Here is a 24,561-nt window from a genome sequence, read left to right as displayed (position 1 = left end):
CCTTCAATTGTTTAAGATAAATACGTGATTTTAGAACTAATCGGTGTTCTGGGTTTCGCATTCGGCACTTCCTCCGGATACCCCATTCCAAATATCCCAATAACATCGTAATTTTCTTGAACACTAAGAATCTCACGATTATGAGGCAAAGCCCCCAGCGAAGCCCAATACGTACCTACACCTGCTTCATGTGCAGCTAATAAGAAATTTTGTACGAAACAAGCAGCAGCCATAACATTCTCATCGCGTTCAAACGCAGTTGCGGCAGGCCTAGACAGAACTGCAAAAACAACAGGTGCGTTGCCAAAATCCGTTTTATGCTTTAATTTCGCTCTAGTATTGGGTCCGATGAAAAGAAGCTCCCAAGGTTCGGTCATACGATGATTAGGAGCGTAACTTGCAGCCTCCAGCCATGAATGTAACTCCTCTTCACGAATTGGAGTCTGTTTGAATTGTTTTGTACTTCTACGGGTTTTAATGAGCTCAGTTATTTTCATCTTTTTCTTTACTCTCCTCTTTATTAACATTTGATGTTGTATCTTCTGGAGCGATCTCATGAATCTGAAAGATTTGTTTAAACTCTTCAATGATCGCTTCCGTTGCTTTTAATTCACCGCTAACCACTTGTTTAATCGATTCAAGCTCAGGCTGATTTAACTGCCGCTGTAATGTAGCCCGGTTAACCATAAGCTTATCTAAAAAAGCGATGGCTCTGCCACGGCGAAAAGTTTGAGCACTTTTAGGATGTGGATCCATTGATTCCGTCATCCCATGTTTCATAAAGCCACGATCTCTGTGTTCGCCACGTCCCTCACGATCTCTGTGCTCTCCATGCTCCCTATGACCGCCACGTTTGCCGACATGTCCTTCACGCATTTTATTTCCTCCTTTTACGGTGTATACATTTGTATACACGCTCTTCATGTATACAAATGTATACGATAGAAACCATTTCTGTCAAGATCATTTTTCCATTTTGTAACATCATTATTGCTTACTTTATATCTAAAAAAACAATAAAAAACCCGCATAAAGTGCGGGCTTAAAGAGAAAAATTATCAAATTCAACGGAGTGATTTATAGGGAAAAGCTATTTTTCTTATACTCCTGAACGGATACTCCCATTACTTTTTTAAAACAGTTACTGAAGTAAAATGGATCTTTAATGCCGACCTTTTCAGCAATTTGATAAGCTTTCCAATCCGTTTCATTCAGAAGCTTCACCGCTTTTTCCATTCTGCACTTGAGAAGATAATCCGTAAAGCTAATCCCTGTGTCCTGCTTAAAGATCCGGCTAAAGTAACTGGAATTCATGTGGAATTTATTCGATACATAGGATAAAGACATCTCCGGAATGTGCATCTCCTGTTGAATAAATTCTTTAACTTCATGGATAATATTATTAGTTTTTTTGCTTCGTGCCCGGGTTACTTGAGAGGTTACCTTCTCTGTGAGTTCAAGTAATGTCTGTTGCATGTCTGGCAGGCTATCGAGCTCAAAAATCCTTTTATATGGCGAAATATCGAAAGAAAGATTATTATCTAGTATAACTCCCATTTCAGCGAGTGAATTGATTAATGTGGAGACAAATTGGGCCGAAACCAGCCTAGCTCGTTCCACAGAAAAAGCCTTGGACTTCTCCAAATCCTGAAACATTTTCTCAATGGATTGCACAGCCTTGTCTAAGACACCAGCTTTTACAAAAAACAAAATTTCCTCAATTTCATTCGTCTTAACTTCCCAGGATCGGCCCCCGAAATGAATTTCATCATTAAAAAAATAGATGGCGTTACTGCCCTTTAACTTACCATATCTAACTGCCTCCAGCGCCTCTTTATAGGATTCTTTGATCCTATTGAAATCCGTACAGGTACTACCTACGCCAATGCAAGCTTTACATCCAAGCTTTTCATGGAGCGATTGGGCCAGCCACTCTCCAATCTTCGTAAGATTCTGATTATCTTTTCTATTAAGAAGGACAATCCGTTGACTGTTATCAAAAAAAACTTCGATTCCCTCATACTCTTCAAGCGCGTAATCAATAAACCTCTTACAACGCAAAGACTGCAGGATACGTTGTTCCTCCCCTTCTTCTATGGGAATTTGAAGTTCAATAAGCATGATTGAAAACAAGCTGTTCACTGATTCAGGAAAAAAGTAATGGAATCGGCTATCCAGCTGATCGGGGTCCCAGAGGCCTGATAACAAATCATTTAGAAATTTTTCTTTTAGTTGAACGGCGTGTTCTTTTAACTGTCGATTCAGCTCCTGATATTCGTTCCACCGCTCTGTCTCTTCCCGGATTTTCCCATGAAGATCTACCGCAACTCTTCGTACCTCCTCGGCTTGGAGCGGCTTCAAGATAAAATTTTGTACTCCAATGTCCAGGCTTCTTTTTGCATATTCGAATTCGGGATGTGCAGTGATGATCACAATTTTGACTAGCGGATACCTTTCTTTTATCAACCGGCTTAATTCCAGTCCATCCATAAAAGGCATACTGATATCTGTAAATACTACATCCGGTTTCATGGTTTCGATCAGATCTAACGCTTCGCTTCCATTCGAGGCCTCACCTACGAATCTGTAACCAACTGCTTGCCAATCTATAATGATGGGAACAATTTTTCTCGCATTAATTTCATCATCCACAATAATGGCTCTGAGCAGTTCAAGCTCCATGACTATTCCCCTCCTCAAGCGGTAGTTCCAATTCAATCCGAGTTCCTTCTCCCGGTGCACTGACCAAACTACAATTCATGTCCGCCCCATAGTACAGCTTCAAACGCATCAAAGTACCGCGCAACCCAAAACTGGACTCATTTTGCCCATAGGGCTCAGCTTGCATTTCCCGACGTTTGTCTTCATTCATCCCCACACCATCATCTTCCACGACTAGCTTCAGTCGATTCCCCTGAATTCGGGCAAGGATGCGAATCTTACCACACTCCCCTAAAGGGCGAATACCATGATAAAGCGCATTTTCTACAAGCGGCTGAAGCGTCAATTTGGGTATCCGAACATACTCAGCTTCTTCCGACACCTCAATTTCACTGATGAAAATTTCTGGATAGCGAATATTTTGTATACTCAGATAACTTTTAGTGATCTCTACTTCTTCTCTTAACGTTACTACATCACTGCCCTTACTAAGACTCTGACGATAGAAGGCTGCAAGCTCAGAAATAATCTGGTACGCCTCATTATTATTTCCTGACAAAGTTAAATAGCCAGCTGATTCTAACGTGTTATATAAAAAATGTGGTTTAATTTGCTGCTGCAAAATATCCAATTCGAGTTTCCGAATCAATTTCTGTTCTTCTTTCTCCCGCTTAAGCGCTTGCTCAATGGTCATAATCATATTGTTATACCTATCTTTCAACTGGTTCAGCTCATCCGTTCTCGCCTCGTACCGAACCAAACTGAACTCTCCAATCTCCACTTTTTTCATGGATCGCAGCATATGTAAAATAGGTGTAGTAATGAATCTAGAAATCCAGACGGAACCTAAAAATATAGAAATGAAATTAAACAACATAATCATTAACAGCATCAGATTAAATTGACGATAGGGGCTTTCCCATTCCCCCAAAGGCTGAGCGCTAGTAAACCTCCAACCACGATCCATTGAAACCAGAGAAGAGATCAGATAATTATGATCTTTGATCTTTACGATTTCGCTACTGCCGAGCGGCACATCAAGCATAGAAGAGTTTGTATAGTTCGATAATTCAGGCCGTGTAAAATCAAGGAGTGTCTCATATCCAGTTTCGATCATTAAATCAGGTTTATTATCGTTGATCGAACGTTCATAGCTTTTTTTCAGCTCCTGAACCGTAATGTTCACGACTAATACTCCTATTTTCTTGGAAGTGTTCATGTCGTTTACGATACGAATCAGAGAAATATATTGTGGATCCTGCTGGGGTTCCTTCGTCTCAAAATTGAAGATACCTCCGGCATTTTTCCTCCAAATTGCTTTTCCGTCCAAGGCGACTGCCTCGGAGTACCATTCCGCTGACTCGATCCCATCTGTTCTGATCGGTTTTGCAGACTGCAAATCAATCGCAAACTTACGTCCTGCATTATCGAATAGATAGACAGAAGAGATAGAGGGCTCTGCGAGCATAAAATCTGACAGAGCAACCTCTAGCTTGTAAGTTAAAATTCCGATGTCGTTACCCGCCAGATCACTGCCCAAAATTTCCTGAACCGTATTGTTCGACACGATCATCTTGGAATAATTATTCGTGCTGTCAAGAAGTGATTCGATTCCGGAATTCATGGCGTTCAAGGTTTGAAGCGATACCTCACCTACCTTTTCCTCGGTGAATTTCTCATTGATTCGTTGGTACATAATACCGCTTGCAATCATGGAAACCACTAATAAGACCAAGTAGTAAAAAACGATTTGTGATCGGATACGTGCAAACCTCATCGGTAACCTCCTGGCCGACATTAAGCGAATACGGACTTTTATTTATAGCTTCTTCAATACGACACTAGTATAGCATTTTTCGAAAGATTCCTATCCCATTGCTTTAACCCTTAACTGCCCCGGCAATAATGCTTTTTTGGACTTGATTACTTAGGAACAAGTAGATAATGATCATGGGTAGTGTAGCCACAACCATTCCTGCGAACATAGGTCCGAATTCTGTGGCATAGGCACTTTTAAACGAATTGATGGCGACGGTAATTGTTGCTAAGTCAGGATCATTAATGAATGTATTGGCAAACATCAGTTCGTTCCAAGCAGATAAAAAAGTAAAGATGGAAGTGGTTACGATAGCCGGCTTTACAAGCGGAAGCATAATACGGAAAAAAACCTGATAAATATTGCAGCCGTCTACAACGCTGGCTTCTTCCAACTCCCCTGGCAGCGCTCTAAAGAAACCAATCATGATAAAGATTGTAGTAGGAAGTGCACTAACGGTATAAGGAATGATTAAGGCCCACGGCGTATTCAGCAAGCTTGTCATTTTTAACATCTGAAAGACAGGTAGCAGCGTAGCATGAACGGGGATCATCAATCCCAGCATGAAGAAAGTAAGCACCACATTATTAAGCTTCCACTTCATTCTTGCGACAGCAAAAGAAACCATTGCCGATAACAGAGCAGAAATAATGACGGTTACCGTTGTATACATAAGGCTGTTCAAAAAGTTACGTGCGATATTCCCCTTAAAAAGTGCGTAGTCGTAGTTCGCCCACCGCCACTCATTAGGCAAGCCCATCACATTTGAGCCTGTAATTTCTATGTTTGTTTTAAAGGAGGAAAATACAAGCCACACGAGCGGATACAGTTGAATAACTGCGAAGATTAGAAACGCAATCTGCAAAACAACCTTTGGCCAGCGGCGGTTATGTGTTGTTGTCATTAGCTCTCCTCCTTATCATCGTAGGTTCTGATCAGTTTTTGTAGAACTAAGTAGAAAAAGAGACATTCCACAACCATAAACACGGCCATCGCGCTGCCGTACCCATACATATTGCGATTAAAAATCGACGAATACATCAATGTACTTGGAACACTAGTTTCCGGTGTAGGGTAGCCATTGGTCATAATGAAGACTAAATCGAAAAACTTCAATGATCCCAAAACAGCAAATATGACGCATACCTTCAGGATCGGTGAAATAAGTGGAATAGTGATAGAGAAGGCGGTTCTTATACTTGATGCTCCGTCAATTTTTGCAGCCTCGTACAAATCTTCAGGAATCCCTTTGATGGCAGCGTACATTAGAAGCATATGGTAGCCGATATATTGCCAAACGATTGGAATCATAACACTTATTAGTGCAGTTCCGCTTTCCGTTAACCAATCATGTGTCCAGGAGGACAAGCCTAATTGATTGAGTATCGTATTCAGCAAGCCATATTCAGGCTGATAGATTTTCAGAAACATAACCCCGATGACAGAGGAGGATACCAAGACTGGAATGAAATACAAAGTACGATACAGCTTTTCACCCCACACCCCTCTGGCAAGAACCAGAGCGAGCACCAGAGCTATCGGAAGTTGCATGAAAACAGAAAGAACTGCCAGATACAACGTATTAAGTATCGAATGATTAAAATCCATGCCGTACGTATCTGCAAAAAATAAATCCTTATAAGAAGCTAAACCAATAAATTTAGCCGGTTGTATCCCATCCCAGTCCAGCAGACTGTAATACATAGACTGAAGGATCGGGAAAAAACCGACAAGAATGTATAAAATCAAAGCAGGAACAACAAATACGGCGATAGCCTTTTTGTTTCCGAATACTTGATGCATGCTTCACTCCACCTTAAATCGATCAGGCGGCGAACAATTCTCGCCGCCTAACGCAGATTATTGTCCTTGATTGACCTTGCTCTGTAGTTCTTTCGTGTAGTCTTCAGGTGTTGTTTTTCCGGCGACGAATTTCATCAGCGAACCGAACATAGATTCAGTGTCATTACCATTCAGCAGTTGATCCCACCAGTAGGAGAAACCAGTTGCTGATGAGGACAATTCACCAATTTGCAGAGCCAGTGGATTCATTTGAGAAGTGTCACCTACATCAACTTTCCATGCTGAGGAGCCTGAACCAGCCAGAAATACTTCTTTAGACATGGTCTCAATAAAGAACTTGTATACTTCCCATATTCTTTCCTTGTTTTTCAGATCGGCATTGAGCACGAATGTTTCACCCGAACCTCCGAACCACTCGTCAGCATTTCCTTTCCCCCCTGGAATGGTTGGAAATTTAATCGGTACCACTTTACCTTTGACCAGAGAGTTATCATCTTCAATCTGTCCGTTGACCCAAGCGCCCATGAACATCATAGCTGCTTTGCCTGATAGGAACATATTTGTCGCGTCATCATAAGAAGTTCCAACAAAATGTTTGCCGAAGGAGTCCGCATCAATCAATTGTTTGTATTTCGCAGCAGCTTCTGTGAATTCAGCTGTGTCGAATGATCCTGTTTTCGTTAAAGCGGCATTTACAGCATCCACGCCTGCCATCCGGATGGCTAGAATCGCGTTCCATTGCATTGCTGGCCATCTGTCTTTAGCCCCAAGTGCAATCGGCTGAATGCCTTTTGCTTTTAGTGCTTCAATCGCAGCAACAAGCTCATCCCATGTTTCCGGAATTTTCGCTCCTGCTTGCTCAAATAGTTCTTTATTGACGTACATTTGAGCAGTAGCTATATTGATCGGCAGACCGTAAAGCTTGCTATCGAAGATGAAATTGTCTGTCGTACCTGGTACAATTTGGTCCAGCGTTCCATCTTTTGCGAGATCATCAATGGACAAAATCCGGTTCCCCGCTATAAATGGCTCAGAGAATCCGCCACCCCAGGTGTAAAAAATGTCGGGCAGCTCATTGGCGGCTGAAGCCGCTTTCACTTTTGTTTTATAAGATTCGCCCCCAACACCCACATGCTCGATTTCAACATTAGGAAATTTAGCCTGGGTTGCTTCAAGTGCTTTATAAAAACCAACAAACCCGCCGTCTTTAGAATTTGGATCCGCGAATTGGGACCACATAGTAATCTTGAGCTTCTCTTCCGCCGCAGGGGTTTTTTCCGTTTTGCCTGCGTTTGCATTAGCCTCAGAATTCACGTTATTCCCGTTGTTCCCACCACAAGCAGTGATAAGCATGGACATAGCCATCAACACTGTTAGAGTTAGGTTAATCCTTTTTTTGTTGACTTTTTTCATTCTTTTTCGCCCCCCATTTTTATATTGCTTACAGGACTAATTATATAAATCAATTTATCGAGTGAACATGAAAGCGTTTTACTTAATGATGTATTCTCTTTACATTAGACATTTTTCTTTATTAGCTACACATAAAGAAGACCTCTGATTTCTTCAGAAGTCTTTTTTTCATTCATATCAAAACTTAGGGAATGAACACCTCTATATAGCTGAGTGGCTTAGGTTCTATCTTCTCTCTTCTCTATTATCAGAAGTTATCTCATGAATCTGAAACATATGTATGAACTCATCGATGATCGCTTCCGTAGCTTTTAGTTCACCACTAATGACTTGTTTTGTCGTTTCAATCTCTGACTCTTTTAGCTGCTGCTGCAACGCCGAACGATTAATCATTAGCTTGTCCAAAAATGCGATAGCCCTAGCACGACGAAAGGTCTGAGCGCTTTTGTGAGGATGCTCCGAACCCTCCTTGACTCCATTTATATTCATTTCTCCATGCTCTCCGTATTCTCGATGCTCGTTATAACCGTGCTTATCTATGTGCCCTTCGCACATAATTATTCCCTCCTCTAATTCCACTTACAAATCCATAACTCATTAATAAGACCGGGCAAGATGGAAGCCGTCTGACTCCTTATCCCAAATAACAGGTTTTAGATCTCCATGTGATGAGTTATTAATTATAGCATTGTATAGATCCTCAGTTACAGGATAGGGTGCAAGAAGAAACGGTTTGATTTCTGCTTTCCATCTACGCTTTATCCGATCGTCTCTTAATTCTATTTCTCCCCCTAAAATTTGCAACCTAGGATAGTCCAAATAGCTCTCAATTTCGGTCGACACTCTAGTTGTCTCCTAACTATTATTTTAATCATGTATTGACGGGTATACAGAATAGAACTATAATCTATACAATTCCTAGAAACATACTATGAATTACAAAAAATAAGAAACATTAAATCATCCTTAGTTTGTCCACAAGAAGGAGTGTAAACACATGCCAAATGTTCAAACTTTCAAAGCAACTGCTCATTTGCAAGACGGCGTAAAGGTCGTTACTAATGCAAGACAATTCGAGCTGGTCATCGATGAACCGACAAGTCTTGGGGGCACAGATACAGGAATGAATCCTGTTGAAGCTTTGCTCGCTTCTTTGGGTGCCTGCCAATCCATAGTAGCTCGGGTCTACGCCTCTAAATTTGAGGTGGAGCTTGAAGATTTCAGAGTAGATGTGGAAGGTGACTTGGATCTCGACGGATTCTTCAACCGCTCTGAAGTACGTCCTGGCTATTCCGATATTCGGTATACATTCTACATAAAGACTCCATCCCCTGCTGAGAAGGTCGAACAGTTCGTACAATTTCTGGAGAGCAAATGCCCTGTAGGTGACACCATTGCAGCTCCGGTTAATCTCAAGCTAAATCGTATTGTGATTGAAAATTAACCGTTTTATAATGCTAAGACGGAATGTAAAAAGGGCTGCAAAGTTGCTTAAAAGCGACTAAGCAGCTCTTTTTCATGTCCTGTTCTCCGACTTCATATAATGTTAAAAATAATGCCTTCGGAGGAACCCAAAACATGACGGATATACTAAGTAAAGTAGATGAAGAAATCGAACGTTTGTCAACGTTCTTGCTACAACAGCAGAAGGATGACGGCTCATGGCATTTTTGTTTTGAGAACGGGATTGTGATCGATGCTTATATGATCATTCTCTTTAGGGTGTTGAACCTGCAGAATGAAACGCTCATTCGGCAGCTACATGATCGCATTCTTGATGCACAACAGCGAGAGGGTTGCTGGCAGTTATATAAGGACGAAGAAGCTGGGAACTTATCCACATCAGTCGAAGCTTATTATGCCCTGCTCTATTCTGGATACAGTAAGATAACAGACGAGCCAATACTGCGGGCTAAACGTTATATACTGTCTAAAGGTGGATTAGGCAAAGTCACAAGTATCTTAACTAGAGTCATACTCGCTGCAACGGGTCAAAGCAAGTGGCCTTTAGCAATTTCTTCGATTCCACTGGAGGTGCTTTTGTTTCCCTCTTACTTCCCTATTAACTATTTCGAATTCTCTGGCTACTCTAGGGTACACCTCACTCCTATGCTCATTATGGCCGATCGGCGATTTTCGATCACTACAGCCCATGCTCCTGATCTGTCAGATCTTATAGAGACACGATTGGATACAGATGAATCGCCCACCCGTGGATATCAGGAGATGCAGGATGTTATTCAAATGGGTTTGAGCAGATTACTCGGGAGTCCACACTACATACATGAAGCTGCCAAAAACAAAGCGGAACAATATATGCTCCAGCGAATCGAATCCGACGGTACCTTTTACAGCTATGCCAGCAGTACAATTCTTATGGTTTTTGCCCTGCTTGCTCTCGATTATGATCGGCAGCATCCAATAATTACACAGGCCATTCAAGGTCTCACCGCACTGCAATGCCAATCAAATCATAATACTACAATTCAAAACTCTCCATCTACAATATGGGATACAGCGTTAATCTCCTATGCTTTACAAGAGGCTCAAATTCCGGTTGATCACAAAGGAATAAAACACGCTGCATCTTATCTTCTGGATAAACAGCATCATAAACCTGCTGATTGGAGCATCCATAATCCGGATACAGTTCCCGGTGGATGGGGATTCTCTGAGTCTAATACAATCAATCCGGACGTAGATGATACAACGGCAGCCTTGCGAGCCATCCGAAGCTTATCAACCATTCACCCTTCATATCTGGAATCATGGAATCGCGGACTGAATTGGGTCCTATCGATGCAAAATAACGACGGCGGCTGGCCGGCATTCGAAAAAAACACCAATAAAGAAATGCTCACATGGCTCGCTATCGATGGTGCTAAATCTGCAGCCATTGATCCTTCGGAAGCAGATCTTACCGGACGAACTTTGGAGTTTCTCGGAAACTTCGCTGGTTTAAATACACAACACGAGTTCATTAAAAGGGGTACAAAATGGCTGATTCAACATCAGGAGAAGGATGGTTCGTGGTATGGAAGATGGGGGGTATGTTATATTTATGGCACTTGGGCATCATTAACAGGCCTGCAGGCTGTTGGGGTCCCTATAAATCATGATACATTGCAAAAAGGAGTGAAGTGGCTTCTAAGCATTCAGAACTCGGACGGCGGTTGGGGGGAGTCTTGTCACAGCGACCGGCTTCTACAATATGTTCCTTTAGGAGAAAGCACACCTTCACAAACCGCCTGGGCACTTGATGCGATTATCGCCGTTCAGCCAGAGTCAACAGCTGCGGTGGAAAAAGGAATTCAAAGACTAATCACGTCTATTCATGAAGAGGATTGGAAAACTTCTTATCCCACTGGCGCTGGTCTCCCCGGTAATTTCTATTCCAATTATCATAGTTATCGGTATATCTGGCCACTACTCACACTGAGTCATTACAGAAAAAAATACGGTCAAGGTTAGTACTCGGTAATACTCGGTAATAACTAGCGTTGTCCTGCTCCACTTTTTAACTGTCTCGTAAAAGCTTGAATCGCACCATTTGCCGTCCTTTACGACAAACTCTCCTTATCAGTACTTACTTAATAGTATACATCTCCATTACAGTCAGTCCGTAAACGGGTACGAACCAGTAACGCAACCAAATCATTCATTAAATGCCATAGGGATTGGTATATCAGCTCCCCTACCCTCTCCAATAACTTGCTCCAGTACGTATTCATCTGTTCAAACTATACTACATGTTTTCATTCCATAAAGACCGCCTACTATTTCTTTTAGTAAAAAACAGCAGAGCAGCGATCATCCGTTATAGGAGAATTGTTGCTTTGCTGTTATGAACCGGGGGTCGAATGCTTTTATCCGTTGCACCTACCTAAATCACCCAGTCTTAATCAAGATTAGAGCTTTAGGACTCAGAAGACGCTATTTGCTTGTTTTTAGGCTTTTGAGTTAGGTTACGGACTCCAGTGCAACTATTCCTTAAAAAGAGAGTCATTTCGGGTGTTATTCATGGTAATAACTGCGATGGGGTCCGTTAAAATTCCAAATGTAAGCTAAATCTGCTCTTAAGCTCAGCTGTGTCCGATAGCAAATACGTGTGCGCAAAATGTTACCTAATCAATCCAACTTGCCATATGGATCATCCCTATAGGAATTACTAAAATTACTTATGAGATAGACTCCATTTTTTCTTTGAGTCAATTGAGTGTAGTTCACACATAGTCAATCAGGCAGCAATCTCCAATAATCAAGGATCGCTGCCTGATATTTTAGATCACTGGCGTTTTGCCTGAGCAAATTATGATTGTAACTTCTGATATCCACACTCCGTATATTTGTAGCTCAGGATTTTAACGTAATCTAATGAAATAACTGCATTTTATACACTTAATCGATATTGCTAGGGAATAACTCCGACTTTAACTGCACTCTATACAATTAAAATCAAGAGAAATCACCTAATAGGCTTTAACTCGTGAGAATAGATGTAAGAAATACAGCTATTTTCAATACACAACTGTTTTGAACGATTATAGCTGCACAAAATACAGTTAAACATCTCGCTGCTCCCCATCCGTTACCTTCATCCGCCCCCATACTGGTACACAGAGGGTTGCATTATTACTCAATTTACTTTTTGGAGCACGGTACCGGAATATCAGAAATATTCCTTTTCAAGAAACAGGTGTAATCGTTGGTGGTTTCGGTGCCCTTTCCCACGCATGGGTTACCTGCAATGTTGCTGCATAGGTGATTAACGAAACAAGCAACGCTCCGAACAGTTCAATGACCTGCCCCAGGTGCAATCTTTCCAGAATTCCGTGAGCCGCCAACCCGCTAAGCGCCATGACAATTCCTCCTGCTCCCACCTTGAATACAATACGAAAGTCAAAATAAAACCCGATCGTTCCTGCCACAGATAAAAAATTCAACAGTGTCAGCAGCAAGAGCCCCAGTCCGAATCCCATGGCCACCCCTTCGATTCCAATATTAGAACCTAGAACAAAGATCGCAATCACTTCAAAAATATTCGTAAGAATATGATTCCACATAACGGTTGATGCTTTCCCCAAACCAAGCAAAATTGCTTGCAGTGGCGCTCCGAAATAATAAAGAAAAAATAAGGGTGCAATTAACCTTAGCAGCTCGCCCGCTTCTGGCGAATGATAGATCATAGTTGTTAAGGGTACAGCCCATAAGTACAGGATGATTGTACATGGGAAACCTACTATAAGCGCGGATCGCATAGCCATATCCATCCGATTATGCATAAGCTTGCTATTGTTGCTCACACTTGCTTCGCTGATCGCCGGAATTAATGCAGTCGACAACGATTGTGTGAAGAAGCTGGGGAGAAACAACATGGGAAGAGCATAACCCGCTAGAAGTCCGAATTGCTTGGTCGCCATCTCAACACCTACACCAAACAGTACTAGACTTTTCGTAATCAGCAGTGGTAGAAAGGCATGATAGAGCGAATGAATAAAACCGCTGCCTGTCATCGGTAAGCCGATACGCAGCAAATCTCTCAACGTACTGTCTCCTTTAAGTGAAATTCTTGACGTAGGTGGTGGAGAGGTTTTGACCTTACCTCGATTTGCCCATTTGAAAACAGCAAACAAATAGAGCAAACCAAAACCTTCCCCAACAACGGAGGCAGCCATTGCGCCAGCAGCCGCATAGGCAATACCGTAGGGCAACAATACGTTGACAACACCGATAATGACAATGATTTGCGCCAGATTCTCAATAATATCGGAAAAGGCAAGTGGGTTCATGTTCTGTTTTCCACGAAAATAACCTTTCAGTACAGCAGACATCGCAATAATTGGAATGATCGGCGTAATAGCAACCATAGCATAATACGCCCGCTGATCGGCCAAAAAAATCGATGCGATCCATTTTGAGCCTAATAGAGCCACTAAAGTTAATATAATACTCAACGTACCCGTAATGCTTAAGGATACTGTGAGAATACGCTTTACTCGCGCTTCATCCTGCTTAACCTCAGCTTCCGATACAAGCTTTGAAATCGCAACAGGAAGCCCCAGCTCTGTCAGCGTAATAAATAAGGGAAGCAGTGGATGAGCAATCATAAGCAGCCCTACTCCCTCTGCTCCCAAAAAACGTGCCAGCAAGACTCCGTTCAAAAAACCAAGCCCTTTTGTGAAAAATGACGACACGGTTAATATGAACGTGCCACGAATAAAACTTTGTTTACGCATCCCCATTTATACGCATCTCCACCTATGGTTTGTCCTGTCCTTCTTTCTAACTTATTCGAACAAACACAAGTACATGCAGACAAGTATTTGTAAAGTATTAAATCAGCGATAAGCCCAACACATCTTAGCCGGTGTACCAGGCAATTTCCCTCACTTTCATTAGCTTCTGTAGCAATAACATTTTTCATAGACCAGAGATACTTCTCTGTATTGTTCATTAGTACTGTTTTTGTATAAATTTCATCCTCCGCAATAAAAGATATATTAAGAAATAAATAGATAATTTACCAATGGCATGTTATCATTTTGAATGCGATTTCAATAGCTTTGTTATTACAGTTTTTTTACTCTTCTTCGTGAATGTCTTTTTGCAAAATCTTTGATATGATAAAAAAGAATACAAAAGGCTTTACGGAAATCATTCACATCGTTAATAACCACTTCTAAATTTTCCAAAGATAAAGGAGAACTTCATTCATGAGTCAGAAAACAAGATTAAATAATGACTGGTTATTCAGCAAACAGCCGCTTAAGTCCACTTTAGAATCGGTGATAGCAGCTGATTCGGAGTGGATCGACGTAACCTTACCCCATGACTGGCTAATTTTTGATACACATAATCTATATGAAAGTGGAGAAGGCTGGTACCGTAAAAGCATAGTTGTAGATGAGAAAGTGCCAAATAGTCGTGTCTCGCTTCGTTTTGAAGGCGTATACATGGACTCCACTCTCTATGTGAACGGCCATATCGCAGGCGTCTGGAAAAATGGATACTCCACTTTTGAAATAGATATCACGCCATACATATTTGAAGGTATCAACGAAATCTATGTTCAAGTGGTTCATGAGTCTCCTAATTCACGCTGGTATTCCGGTGCGGGCATCTATCGGAGTGTATGGCTGAAGACGTATCCAGGGACACATATTGTGCCTGATGGTATTTATATCTCTACTCACAAAAAAGAGGATTCCTGGAATGTTGAGGTAGATACCGAAGTCTTGTGCAATGATCTATTGCAAAGCGCAAAGCACTACATAATTCGTCACAGTATACTGGACGCTTCAGGTATCTGTATCTCTCATGCAGAAAATGAAAGTCCAGTACAAGTCGGGTCTGCTGTATCCAGCTCTGCCCTCTTATCCGTCAATAATCCAATGCTCTGGGATATTAACCAGCCTTACTTATATTCCCTAAAAACTGAACTGCTGGAGAATGATCAGGTAATTGAAGAAGAAATCCAAACCTTCGGATTCCGTACGATGGAGTTTGACAGCCAACAAGGTTTCTTTTTGAATGGCCGAAAGGTGAAGATTCATGGCGTATGCCAACATCATGATTTGGGATGTTTGGGGGCTGCGGTGAATAAGGTAGCTCTAAAAAGACAGATTATCCTCCTGCAGGAGATGGGCGTAAACGCTATTCGTACGGCCCACAATATGCCAGCCGTTGAACTGATGGAACTAGCGGATGAGATGGGCGTGCTCATAGTTTCCGAAGCATTCGATATGTGGGAACGCAGTAAAACTCCTTTTGACTACGCCAGATTTTATCCGGATTGGTGGAAACAAGATATTGCCAGCTGGGTACGCCGGGATAGAAATCGCCCCTCCATGCTCATGTGGAGTATCGGAAATGAAATATACGACACCCATGCTGATGAACGTGGGCAAGAGTTGACCATAGAATTACGCGATCTGGTGCAGGTTCATGACCCTAAAGGAAATGCAGTAGTTACTATCGGTTCCAACTATATGCCATGGGAGAATGCACAGAAATGCGCAGATCTAGTGAAGTTCGCAGGATATAACTATGCTGAAAAATACTATGACCAGCATCATGAGGAACATCCCGACTGGATTATTTATGGTAGTGAAACTTCGTCTACTGTACAGAGCAGAGGCATCTACCACTTCCCTTATGCTCAGTCTGTATTGTCTGACGATGATGAACAATGCTCAGCCTTAGGGAACAGTTCTACTAGCTGGGGTGCCAAAAACACAGAAGCTTGCATCATCGCAGATCGTGATGCGACCTACTCGCCGGGACAATTTATTTGGACTGGATTTGACTATATCGGGGAGCCAACCCCGTACTTCACTAAAAACTCGTATTTCGGTCAACTGGATACCGCAGGATTCAAAAAGGATTCCTATTATATTTATCAAGCAGAATGGACGGATTACAAGGTCGCCCCGATGATTCATATTTTTCCGTACTGGGATTTCTCTAAAGGGCAGCTTATTGATGTGCGAGTATGCTCCAACGCACCACAAATCGAATTGTTCTTTAATGATCAATCCATGGGCACGGTTAACATTGACCATAAACATGGTAAAAAGCTGCTTGGGGAATGGCAGCTCCCCTATAGCGATGGTACTCTGCGAGCAGTCGCTTATGATGAACACGGAGTGCAGATCGCTGAAGATACGGTAACTTCTTTCGGAGATTCGGCCACTGTGGTCATGAATCCTGATAAAACTCAGTTGACTGCTGACGGATCGGACTTGGTATTTGTTGAGATCTCGACTCTCGATCAAGAAGGACGTCCCGTGGAGAATGCCAATAATCGTATTCAAATCTCTGTAGAAGGGCCGGGGCGTCTTGTTGGTTTGGATAATGGTGACAGCACTGACTACGATTCATATAAAGGAACAAGTCGCCGGATGTTCAGCGGCAAATTGCTTGCGGTCATTGCCTCTTCATTGGAGTCAGGTACAATCGTTGTACGTGCATCTTCCCATGGCTTACAGTCTGCTGAGCTTACACTGACTTCCGAAGCACGAGAGCTAGATCATTCTAAGGACGAAGAGCTTATACTTTATCAGCATTCGTCACAATCACTATCGGATGTGAGCGAGTTATCCCAAGACTATTTATCAGATGAAATTCCCGTTCGCAAGCTGGAAATCATATGCCCACAAGGAAATCAACTAACGAAGGACACTCGAGCACTTCCGGTTCGTGTGCAAATTCATCCAGAGAACGCAACCTATCAGGAAATTGAATGGCGAGTTACGAATGCTGCCGGTATTGACGCCAATATAGCCGTTCTTGAGGCAAATGGGCATGAAGCAGTAATATCGGCATTGGGAGACGGAGACGTCTATGTACGGTGTGCAACGAAAAACGGTGCAGATCAAGTGCGCCTGTACTCGCTTATGGAATTCCATATTCGAGATATGGGAGCTGCCTTTTTGAATCCTTATGAGTTTGTTTCCGCTGGTTATCATAGCAATACGAGCCGGAACTTAACAAATGGGAATGAACGCGGAGTGGCTACTGCAAGAGAAGGAGAAAGCTGGATCTGTTTCGACAACATCGATTTCGGTGATTATGGAGCTACTGAACTTACCCTTCCTATCTTCGCGCTAGATAACGATAAATATACGATTGATATATGGAAAGGTACTCCGGATGCTCCAAACGCAGCTCTGCTGACACAGGTAACCTATCAAAAACCTTCCATATGGAATGTATATCAAGAGGAAACCTACTCATTACCTGAGCGAATAAAAGGTGTCACCACCCTTTGTTTTGTTCTTCATAAAAAGATTCATCTCAAGGGCTTTCAGTTTAACAAACCTTTAAAAGCGTACGAACAACTTAACGTTCTGGAATACAATCAGATTTATGGGGATTCCTTTACACTGGCAGATGGACAAATCAAAAATATTGGTAACAACGTCTCTCTCATCTTTAAAGATATGGACTTCGGTGATACTGGAAGCACTAAACTAACCTTATGCGGGCATTCGCCTATCGATAAAAATACTCTGCATATTCTATTTAGCGGACCAGAGGGTGAAAAGAGACAGCTTGTGGAGTTTACACAGTCAAGTGATTATTGCGAAAGAGAATTTGTATTGGAGCGCATAACCGGTCCGCAAACCGTCACCTTTATATTTCTACCGGGGAGCCAGTTTGATTTTAAGTGGTTCCGGTTCCAAGCAGAGTAAGGTATTTTCAACTTTAAACTAATCGATTAGCAAAAGGAAAAACCCTGCGCATTAGCGCAGGGTTTTTCCTTTAACTTATATTTAGAGCTTACTTAGTCAACTTTATTAAATTCGATCCAGTCGATCTGTAAACCTGGTTTAATGAATTCCAGTTTCATTTCATAAAGACCTGCTTCGAGTTCTACTTTCACAAGCTTTTGTCTAATCCATTGACCTTCTGTCCCGTTGGTTTGAATGGTTGTCATCAATTGATCATTCAAATTAACATTGCATGCACTTTGAGCCAGCTCAGGCTCTGTTGACATGATATGCACGAGGATCCGATATTGTCCAGCTTGGCCAACTTCAAAGAAAGTCGATCCTTCAACGGCTGGCTTAACCTGTGGATTTTGAGATAAGGATTGTACTTGTTCTGCAGTAAGTGAAGGATTAGCCTTAAAGGACTCAACCGTTTCAACAATTTGCTGTTTTCTCGAGAATACTGGAGCATGTATGATGAACTCACAAATATTCATTGCAGAACGTTGCAGCTCTCCTCTAGTCAAAGATCCATTTTCCAAGGATTCAATGGTGTTGTCATTCCATCCATTAATTTCGGCGCCATAGTTAGCTACAACCATGTACAGGTCATTTTGTGCACGGACCATCCAATTTGTAAATTTCCGGTCTGCAGCTCCACCATTAACGACATCATTCATGATGGCCCACCAGTCTGTCATGACAATACCTTTGAAGCCCCATTCTCCGCGGAGAATTGTAGTGTTCAAATCGTAATTTGAAGCGGCCCAATGTCCATTAACAGGGTTATAGGAGGTCATAATTGAATTCGCTCCACCCTGCTTCACTGCAATTTCAAAACCTTTCAAATAAATCTCGCGAAGCGCACGTTCCGACACAACAGCGTCCACTTTACTGCGATGTTTCTCCTGATTATTGCAGGCAAAATGCTTCAGCGTGGCATTAGAGCCACCTTTCATAATCCCACGTGTACATGCAGCGGCAAACACCCCAGAAATCAAAGGATCTTCAGAAAAATACTCAAAGTTGCGGCCATTAAGCGGGCTGCGACGAATATTTAGACCTGGTCCAAGCAAGGTGTCTATGTTGTTTCGTACCAACTCTTGTCCTTCTAACACATACAGCTCTTCGACTAATTCGGCATTCCAAGTAGCTGCAAGAAGCGTTCCGATCGCAACCTGAGTCGCTTTTGCTCCACTATCCATACGAATTCCTGAAGGACCATCTGCCGTACATGCAACAGGGATTCCTAAGTTATATAGACTATCACTTACTCCTCCAAATGCAGAAGCTGTACCCGGTGTAACCAATGGGCTGCTCATACCTTCACCCCGTACAATGGCAGCCAAATCATCGTCACTAAGCTGGGCAATAAAAGCTTCCATACTAACTTTTTGTTCAAATACATCTCTTAATTTATGCCCTTGATTGCCTGTCTGGGAGATCGTTGTTGGTAGATTGCTCTCGATCCGTTCTGCTAACGAAATCTTGCGTGTTGGAACCTCTGCATAAACAAGTTCATATGAACCGTCTACTTTTTGAACACCTGGTTGCATTCTTGTAAAGCTTTGCGTGGGTGCAAGAGCTTCTTGTAACTGTTCCACAACTTGAAGAGTTTCCACGACATAGCCGCTATTCCCTTCAACTTTGACTTCCTCCACTTTTTTAACACTCGTTCCCACAAATATGCGGTACGTGCCTTCTTCTAGCACATAAGCGGAAGCATGCCCTGACACACCAGCATCATCATAGGAAGCCATTGAATGAACAGGGAAACTCACGGTAAGACGTTGAGCTTCGCCTGGCTGAAGGACTTCTGTTTTTGCGAAGGCTGCCAAAGCTTTAGCAGGCTGTCCCAATTTTCCTTGTGGAGCTTCATAATAGACCTGAACAACCTCTTTTCCAGCAAAGGTAGTTCCTGTATTAGTTACGGTTACGCCGACTTCAACATTAAGTTCGCCAGCTTTGTAAATAAGTTTAGCTTCTTCTGGCTCGAGCTTAAACGTGGTATACGATATTCCATAACCAAATTCATATTGAACCTTTTCTGGGCAAAATGTCTCGAAATAACGATAACCAACATAGATATCTTCCTGATAAAGGTTTGTAAATTCATTACCGTAGTTGTGTGTTGACGGGTAATCGTTGATGGAATATGCGATCGTGTCTGTTAATTTTCCGCTAGGAGTTACTTCTCCAGCCAGCACGTCCGCAATTGCATTACCACCTTCCATTCCCCCCTGCCAAGAGTAGATGACAGACGAAATCGGATTTTTATAGCTTTCATCGTTCAGCCAGCTCATATCAATAATATTAGAGACGTTCAGTACAACAATCGTTTGCTCAAAATATGTAGTTACCTGCTTCAGCATCGCCTTTTCATCAGCTGTTAGTTGGTAGCTTCCTGAACCATCGACATTATCCTGATCTTCTCCTGCTGTACGTCCGATTACAATGATTGCTTTGTTCGATTTACTTCTAGCCTCAGCTACCAATTCGTCGGATAAAAGCATTTCCTTCTGGTTCCATGGCTCTGCAGCCCAAACGCCGCCACCATTATCAAATGGATTTTGCTCAATCCACTTCTCATATACTGCTGCCAAATCTTCGTTGATCGTAAGGTTCTTTTTACTGCGAAGACCGCCCAGCAGGTTGGTCGTATAAGTAACATGAACACTACCGCCCGAACCAGTACCACTGCGATAATAATTCACTTGAGTTCTGCCAAAAACAGCAATATTATCACTTTCAGCAAGCGGAAGCACCTGATAATCATTCTTCAACAGTACCGCACCTTCTGCTGCTACCGTTCGGCTAAATTCTGCAAAACCTTCTAATGGAATTCCCACACTCTGTGTACTCAACTTGTTTCCTCCTGTTGTTCAATTCTATAGGTTGTTTCTTTAGGCATCAATTACATATCATAAAGTTTAACTATACCATTATAGTACATTGGATAACTGTAATATATATAATAATTATCTTTATTAATATAATAATATTGGTCTGTTAGAGTTGGAAATTTTCAATCGATGTTAAAAATATCAGCTAAGTTCAATGATCTTCGTGGCAACATTATGGCAAAATTCGCGATCATGCTCCACAAAAACGAGTGTTGGTGTATATTCAAGCAATAGCTCCTCAATTTGCATACGTGAAATAACATCAATAAAATTAAGCGGTTCATCCCAAATATACAAATGAGCTTTTTCACTAAGACTTTTGGCGATCAGGACTTTTTTCTTTTGGCCGCCACTGTAAGTGGATATATCCTTATCAAATTGAATTCTAGAGAAATCAAGCTTTCGCAGAATAGATTTAAAAAGACTTTCATCTATCCCATTCTCTCTAGCATAATCTGTTAAATCGCCCCGTAGATCTGAAGTGTCTTGTGATACGTAGGAAATGATAAGCTGGCTATCCTTAGTGAAGGTTCCGGTATAATCTATCTCCTCACCGCAGATCAATTTGATGATACTTGATTTGCCGGAACCATTTTTACCCGAGAGTGCAATTCTCTCCCCTTGCTCAATGGTAAAGCTTACTTCTGAACATACCCTTTTCTCTCCGTAAAAAACCGAAACATTATCCAGCTCCGCAAGATGACGTTTATGATAAGCAAGCTGCGTAATCTCTAAGTTCTCAGAATTTTCGATGTTTTTAAGAAGCTTAGACTTTTCGTTGATGGCAGATTGCTGTCTCTGCTCGATGGCTTTAGAACGTTTCATCATTTTAGCGGCCTTGTGTCCAACATAACCTTTATCTAACTTAGATCCAGAATTTCTAGTTCCATTTTTAGTTTTTTCCACCTCATGTGACCAGTTACCTGTTCGTTTAGATGAGGCTGACAAGCGTTTGATATCTCTTCTAAGTTTTTCGTCTTCCGCTATCTCAAAGTTATCTTGTCTGACTTTATTCTCCCACCAGCTAGAAAAATTGCCCTTTTGAATCTCTATATTGGTTTTGTTGATTGACAAGATGTGGTCCACACAATTATCAAGAAAGGATCTGTCGTGAGAGACCAGAATATATCCACTTTTCGTATTGAGGTAATCACTGACAAGCTTTCTTGCCGTCATATCCAAATGATTTGTAGGTTCATCAATCAACAGGAAGCTATTTTCCTTAATGAATAATGTGGCTAACAGCACTTTCGTTTGCTCTCCGTTAGACAATGAATCAAAGGGACGATATAACACATCCTCAGAAACCTTTAGCAAAGAAAGCTCACGCATTAACTTCCAATGAATATAATCCGGAAAAATCTCGCTGATCACATCTATGGTGTTAAGCTCCTTGTTATTCACCTGAAAAGGGAAATATTCAAAGCTGACATGAGCAGAAATATTTCCGCTGTATTCATGCTTTCCAAGCAATAAGCTAAGAAATGTAGTCTTTCCTCGACCATTTCTCCCTGTGAAACCTAATTTCCAATCGGTATCGATTTGAAAGTTTACGTTCTCAAATATGTTATCGTAGCTGCCTTCATAGGCAAAGGTTAGATTTGTGACATTTATTAATGACATAAAATAATCCTCCTGTATTTTAACAAAATAAAAGCCACAAGAAAGTTACTTTCTTGTGACTCAAATAAATACAGCAAATCCAGCCCCAAATGGAGTTAGATATGGATATATTTTCGAGTGAAAAGAAGTAGTAACTTTCTTGCATACAAAGAATAAAACAAACGAAATAAACCATTGTTGTTGTTTTATTCATCATGGGACGCAAGAATAATTACTACACTATACTTTTCAACTCCGATCATTAATTTGTAATTATGTTATCATGCATACTTATTATTTTCAACTTCCTACCCATAATTCGTTAAAAAAGTTCAAATTCTTCTTCTGTAAGATCCATATTTACACTCATAGCCGTCCGACTCCCGTCAGCCGCGGCAAACACAAGCTGAGAAGGCATAAAATAAGAAACATCTCCAGCCGAATATAATCCTGGAATCGAGGTTCTCCCCGACCCATCCGTGCTAAACCCACCAGAATCATTCCGCTCTACAGTCAAATGATCTACGATTGATGCCGTTTGGATCAAATTCGGAGAAATAAACCCTCCCGTTCTTAAGATCTCAGTACCATCTGCAAAGCGAACCGCCTGAAGTTGCCCGTCATGACCCATAAAAGAGGAAACTGATTGTTCATTGACTACAACCCCCTTGGCCTCAAGACTTTTTTTCTGTTCATCTGAAAGGAATGTCTTGCCGTTCGTGCAGATAACCAAATCTTTACTCCAATTGAGCAGCATTTTTGCCATATGAAAAACATGTGGATTTTCGGAAACAACGACAAGGGGTTGATCTCGTAATTCCCAGCCGTCACAATACGGGCAATTAAACAGACTTTTTCCGTATAATGGTCGTAAGCCCTCTATCTCAGGAAGGACCTCCTTTAACCCGGTCGCCAAAATCAATCTGCGAGCTTCAATGTGACGACCAAACGAATCATGTACCGCAAATCCAGAATCATTTTTGTTAATCGAAATAATCTCAGTCTGGATATGCTCAACTGACGGATAACGTAGTACCTCCTCATACGCAATGCGACGAAACTCGGCTGGTGTAACCCCGTCTCTTGTAATAAAACCATGTGATGCATGGGTAACAGCATTCCTTGGCTGATTATTATCAATTAAAGCTATTTTTCTTCTTGCCCTACCAAGAACAAGGGCTGCGTTCAAGCCTGCGGGTCCACCACCAACAATAATGCAATCGTAAATCATATGAATCATCTCCTATATGCAGATATTAAAGACTCTTTTTGTCTATTATTAAACCAAAAAAATATTCGTTCCATCATAGACTTAACGAATCTATAATATCTCCAAATTAACTAAAGTGTCAACCCAAACTTTCCGATCCTCCGTGAGTTTTATTTAGTGTAATACTAGAAAAAAGTAAATAAGCCCATTACCGTATGTTTGGAGGTAACTTAATACTCCAATATATCAGGTAAGAGCTATATGTTGAACTTACTTGGCAGTGCAGGGCTTCCTCACTTATCAACCTTCACCGTTTGCTAATTCTAAATCATCAGCCGAGGGTCCGTAAAGACCAGGTACCGGCACGTCAAGCAGCCGCAGATAAATTCCAAGCTGCGCCCGGTGGTGAACCATATGATTCAATCCGATGGTACGAAGCGCAGCTGCCCGTGTCTGACGACGGATGATCTGCTCCCCGTTCCGCAAGGTCCACTCCGCGCCGAGCATCTCCACATTGCTTGCAGTAATTAATTCCTCAATCTCACGAGCTTTCAGGTCGAACTCTTGTAGAACCGCGTCGGGACTCTCCAGTGCTTCTCGTCGATATGCCACAGATGCCAAATCAAACTCCGAGTAAAGTAGAATTGCAGATTGCCAGCTCAGAAGGTTAACGAGGTGTGTGGCCAGCCCACCCAGGCTCATTGACTTAGAGTGTGGTTTCCATGTCATATTCTCTTGAGGCAGCTTCTCCAGTATCCGACGTGTACCAGCCAGCTCTTGCAAAACATCCCCAATGATCAGCTCTTTAACCATTCATCTCTCTCCTCTCTTCTGTAAAGCAATTTCTTTTGATCATTCGTGTGATACTTTTGATTTCTTTTCCCAAACACTTTCTAACTCTCCGCTAGATCGGACCGAGGTGCACTTATTTCGTAGATTTAT

17 protein-coding genes are annotated in these 24,561 nt (G+C 41.8%); 3 read left to right on the top strand and 14 right to left on the bottom strand.

Features of this window, described 5'->3' with window-relative positions; translation table 11 throughout:
- Positions 1 to 11 precede the first annotated feature (11 nt).
- The 9 genes from MHI25_RS15200 to MHI25_RS15160 all read right to left on the bottom strand — a co-directional run bounded on the left by MHI25_RS15200 (position 12) and on the right by MHI25_RS15160 (position 8,536).
- On the bottom strand, positions 12 to 497 hold the full coding sequence (locus MHI25_RS15200; protein ID WP_340395616.1) for a nitroreductase: 486 nt from the start codon (positions 495 to 497) through the stop codon (positions 12 to 14).
- Positions 484 to 876, bottom strand: coding sequence for a hypothetical protein (locus MHI25_RS15195; protein WP_076217567.1), 393 nt, complete (start codon positions 874 to 876; stop codon positions 484 to 486). Before MHI25_RS15195 ends, MHI25_RS15200 begins: the two co-directional genes overlap by 14 nt.
- Before the next feature lie 201 nt (positions 877 to 1,077).
- Complete coding sequence (locus MHI25_RS15190; protein ID WP_339282092.1) at positions 1,078 to 2,682, bottom strand: response regulator; 1,605 nt, start codon at positions 2,680 to 2,682, stop codon at positions 1,078 to 1,080.
- On the bottom strand, positions 2,672 to 4,438 hold the full coding sequence (locus MHI25_RS15185; RefSeq protein WP_340395615.1) for a sensor histidine kinase: 1,767 nt from the start codon (positions 4,436 to 4,438) through the stop codon (positions 2,672 to 2,674). The genes MHI25_RS15190 and MHI25_RS15185 overlap by 11 nt, the downstream gene beginning before the upstream one ends.
- A 103-nt stretch (positions 4,439 to 4,541) precedes the next feature.
- Complete coding sequence (locus MHI25_RS15180) at positions 4,542 to 5,381, bottom strand: carbohydrate ABC transporter permease (RefSeq protein WP_076302063.1); 840 nt, start codon at positions 5,379 to 5,381, stop codon at positions 4,542 to 4,544.
- Complete coding sequence (locus tag MHI25_RS15175; protein WP_076125692.1) at positions 5,381 to 6,280, bottom strand: sugar ABC transporter permease; 900 nt, start codon at positions 6,278 to 6,280, stop codon at positions 5,381 to 5,383. The genes MHI25_RS15180 and MHI25_RS15175 overlap by 1 nt, the downstream gene beginning before the upstream one ends.
- 57 nt (positions 6,281 to 6,337) lie before the next feature.
- Positions 6,338 to 7,693, bottom strand: coding sequence for an extracellular solute-binding protein (locus tag MHI25_RS15170; RefSeq protein WP_076302062.1), 1,356 nt, complete (start codon positions 7,691 to 7,693; stop codon positions 6,338 to 6,340).
- Positions 7,694 to 7,918: 225 nt separating this feature from the next.
- Positions 7,919 to 8,248 carry a hypothetical protein gene (locus tag MHI25_RS15165; RefSeq protein WP_340395614.1) on the bottom strand — a complete coding sequence of 110 codons (330 nt, stop codon included), beginning with the start codon at positions 8,246 to 8,248 and terminating at the stop codon, positions 7,919 to 7,921.
- A gap of 42 nt (positions 8,249 to 8,290) precedes the next feature.
- Positions 8,291 to 8,536 carry a hypothetical protein gene (locus tag MHI25_RS15160; RefSeq protein ID WP_340395613.1) on the bottom strand — a complete coding sequence of 82 codons (246 nt, stop codon included), beginning with the start codon at positions 8,534 to 8,536 and terminating at the stop codon, positions 8,291 to 8,293.
- 154 nt (positions 8,537 to 8,690) lie between these two features.
- Here MHI25_RS15160 and MHI25_RS15155 point away from each other — a divergent pair, with 154 nt between their 5' ends.
- Both MHI25_RS15155 and shc read left to right on the top strand, forming a co-directional pair.
- The gene (locus tag MHI25_RS15155; RefSeq protein ID WP_076125698.1) at positions 8,691 to 9,137 is read left to right on the top strand and encodes an OsmC family protein; all 447 of its coding nucleotides are present in this window, start codon (positions 8,691 to 8,693) and stop codon (positions 9,135 to 9,137) included.
- A gap of 134 nt (positions 9,138 to 9,271) precedes the next feature.
- A complete protein-coding gene (gene shc / locus MHI25_RS15150; RefSeq protein ID WP_340395612.1) occupies positions 9,272 to 11,164 on the top strand; it encodes a squalene--hopene cyclase in 1,893 nt (630 codons plus the stop codon).
- 1,214 nt (positions 11,165 to 12,378) lie between these two features.
- On the opposite strand, the gene spoVB is transcribed toward shc, so the two are convergent.
- Positions 12,379 to 13,935 carry a stage V sporulation protein B gene (spoVB, locus tag MHI25_RS15145; protein WP_340395611.1) on the bottom strand — a complete coding sequence of 519 codons (1,557 nt, stop codon included), beginning with the start codon at positions 13,933 to 13,935 and terminating at the stop codon, positions 12,379 to 12,381.
- Between the two features lie 471 nt (positions 13,936 to 14,406).
- Between spoVB and MHI25_RS15140 the strand changes: the two genes are divergently transcribed.
- Complete coding sequence (locus tag MHI25_RS15140; protein ID WP_340395610.1) at positions 14,407 to 17,886, top strand: sugar-binding domain-containing protein; 3,480 nt, start codon at positions 14,407 to 14,409, stop codon at positions 17,884 to 17,886.
- A gap of 92 nt (positions 17,887 to 17,978) precedes the next feature.
- Here the strand turns inward: MHI25_RS15140 and MHI25_RS15135 are convergent, their stop codons facing one another.
- From MHI25_RS15135 to MHI25_RS15120, 4 genes are all read right to left on the bottom strand, one after another.
- Positions 17,979 to 20,768, bottom strand: a complete 2,790-nt coding sequence (locus tag MHI25_RS15135) for a glycoside hydrolase family 3 C-terminal domain-containing protein (protein ID WP_340395609.1) — start codon at positions 20,766 to 20,768, stop codon at positions 17,979 to 17,981.
- A 180-nt stretch (positions 20,769 to 20,948) separates the two neighbouring features.
- Positions 20,949 to 22,430: an Lsa family ABC-F type ribosomal protection protein gene (locus MHI25_RS15130; protein WP_076125716.1), complete on the bottom strand. Its 1,482-nt coding sequence runs from the start codon at positions 22,428 to 22,430 to the stop codon at positions 20,949 to 20,951.
- A 301-nt stretch (positions 22,431 to 22,731) separates the two neighbouring features.
- Entirely contained in the window at positions 22,732 to 23,640 is a 909-nt protein-coding gene (locus tag MHI25_RS15125; RefSeq protein ID WP_076302056.1) for an NAD(P)/FAD-dependent oxidoreductase, read from the bottom strand.
- Positions 23,641 to 23,919: 279 nt separating this feature from the next.
- Positions 23,920 to 24,432 carry a DinB family protein gene (locus tag MHI25_RS15120; protein ID WP_076184561.1) on the bottom strand — a complete coding sequence of 171 codons (513 nt, stop codon included), beginning with the start codon at positions 24,430 to 24,432 and terminating at the stop codon, positions 23,920 to 23,922.
- Between the last annotated feature and the right edge of the window lie 129 nt (positions 24,433 to 24,561).

Origin of the sequence: Paenibacillus sp. FSL E2-0177 (assembly GCF_037992975.1) — a bacterium.
GTDB classification, from domain to species: domain Bacteria; phylum Bacillota; class Bacilli; order Paenibacillales; family Paenibacillaceae; genus Paenibacillus_AQ; species Paenibacillus_AQ odorifer.
Note: the sequence above shows the minus strand (reverse complement) of the source record. Positions and strands in the feature narration are given on the sequence as shown.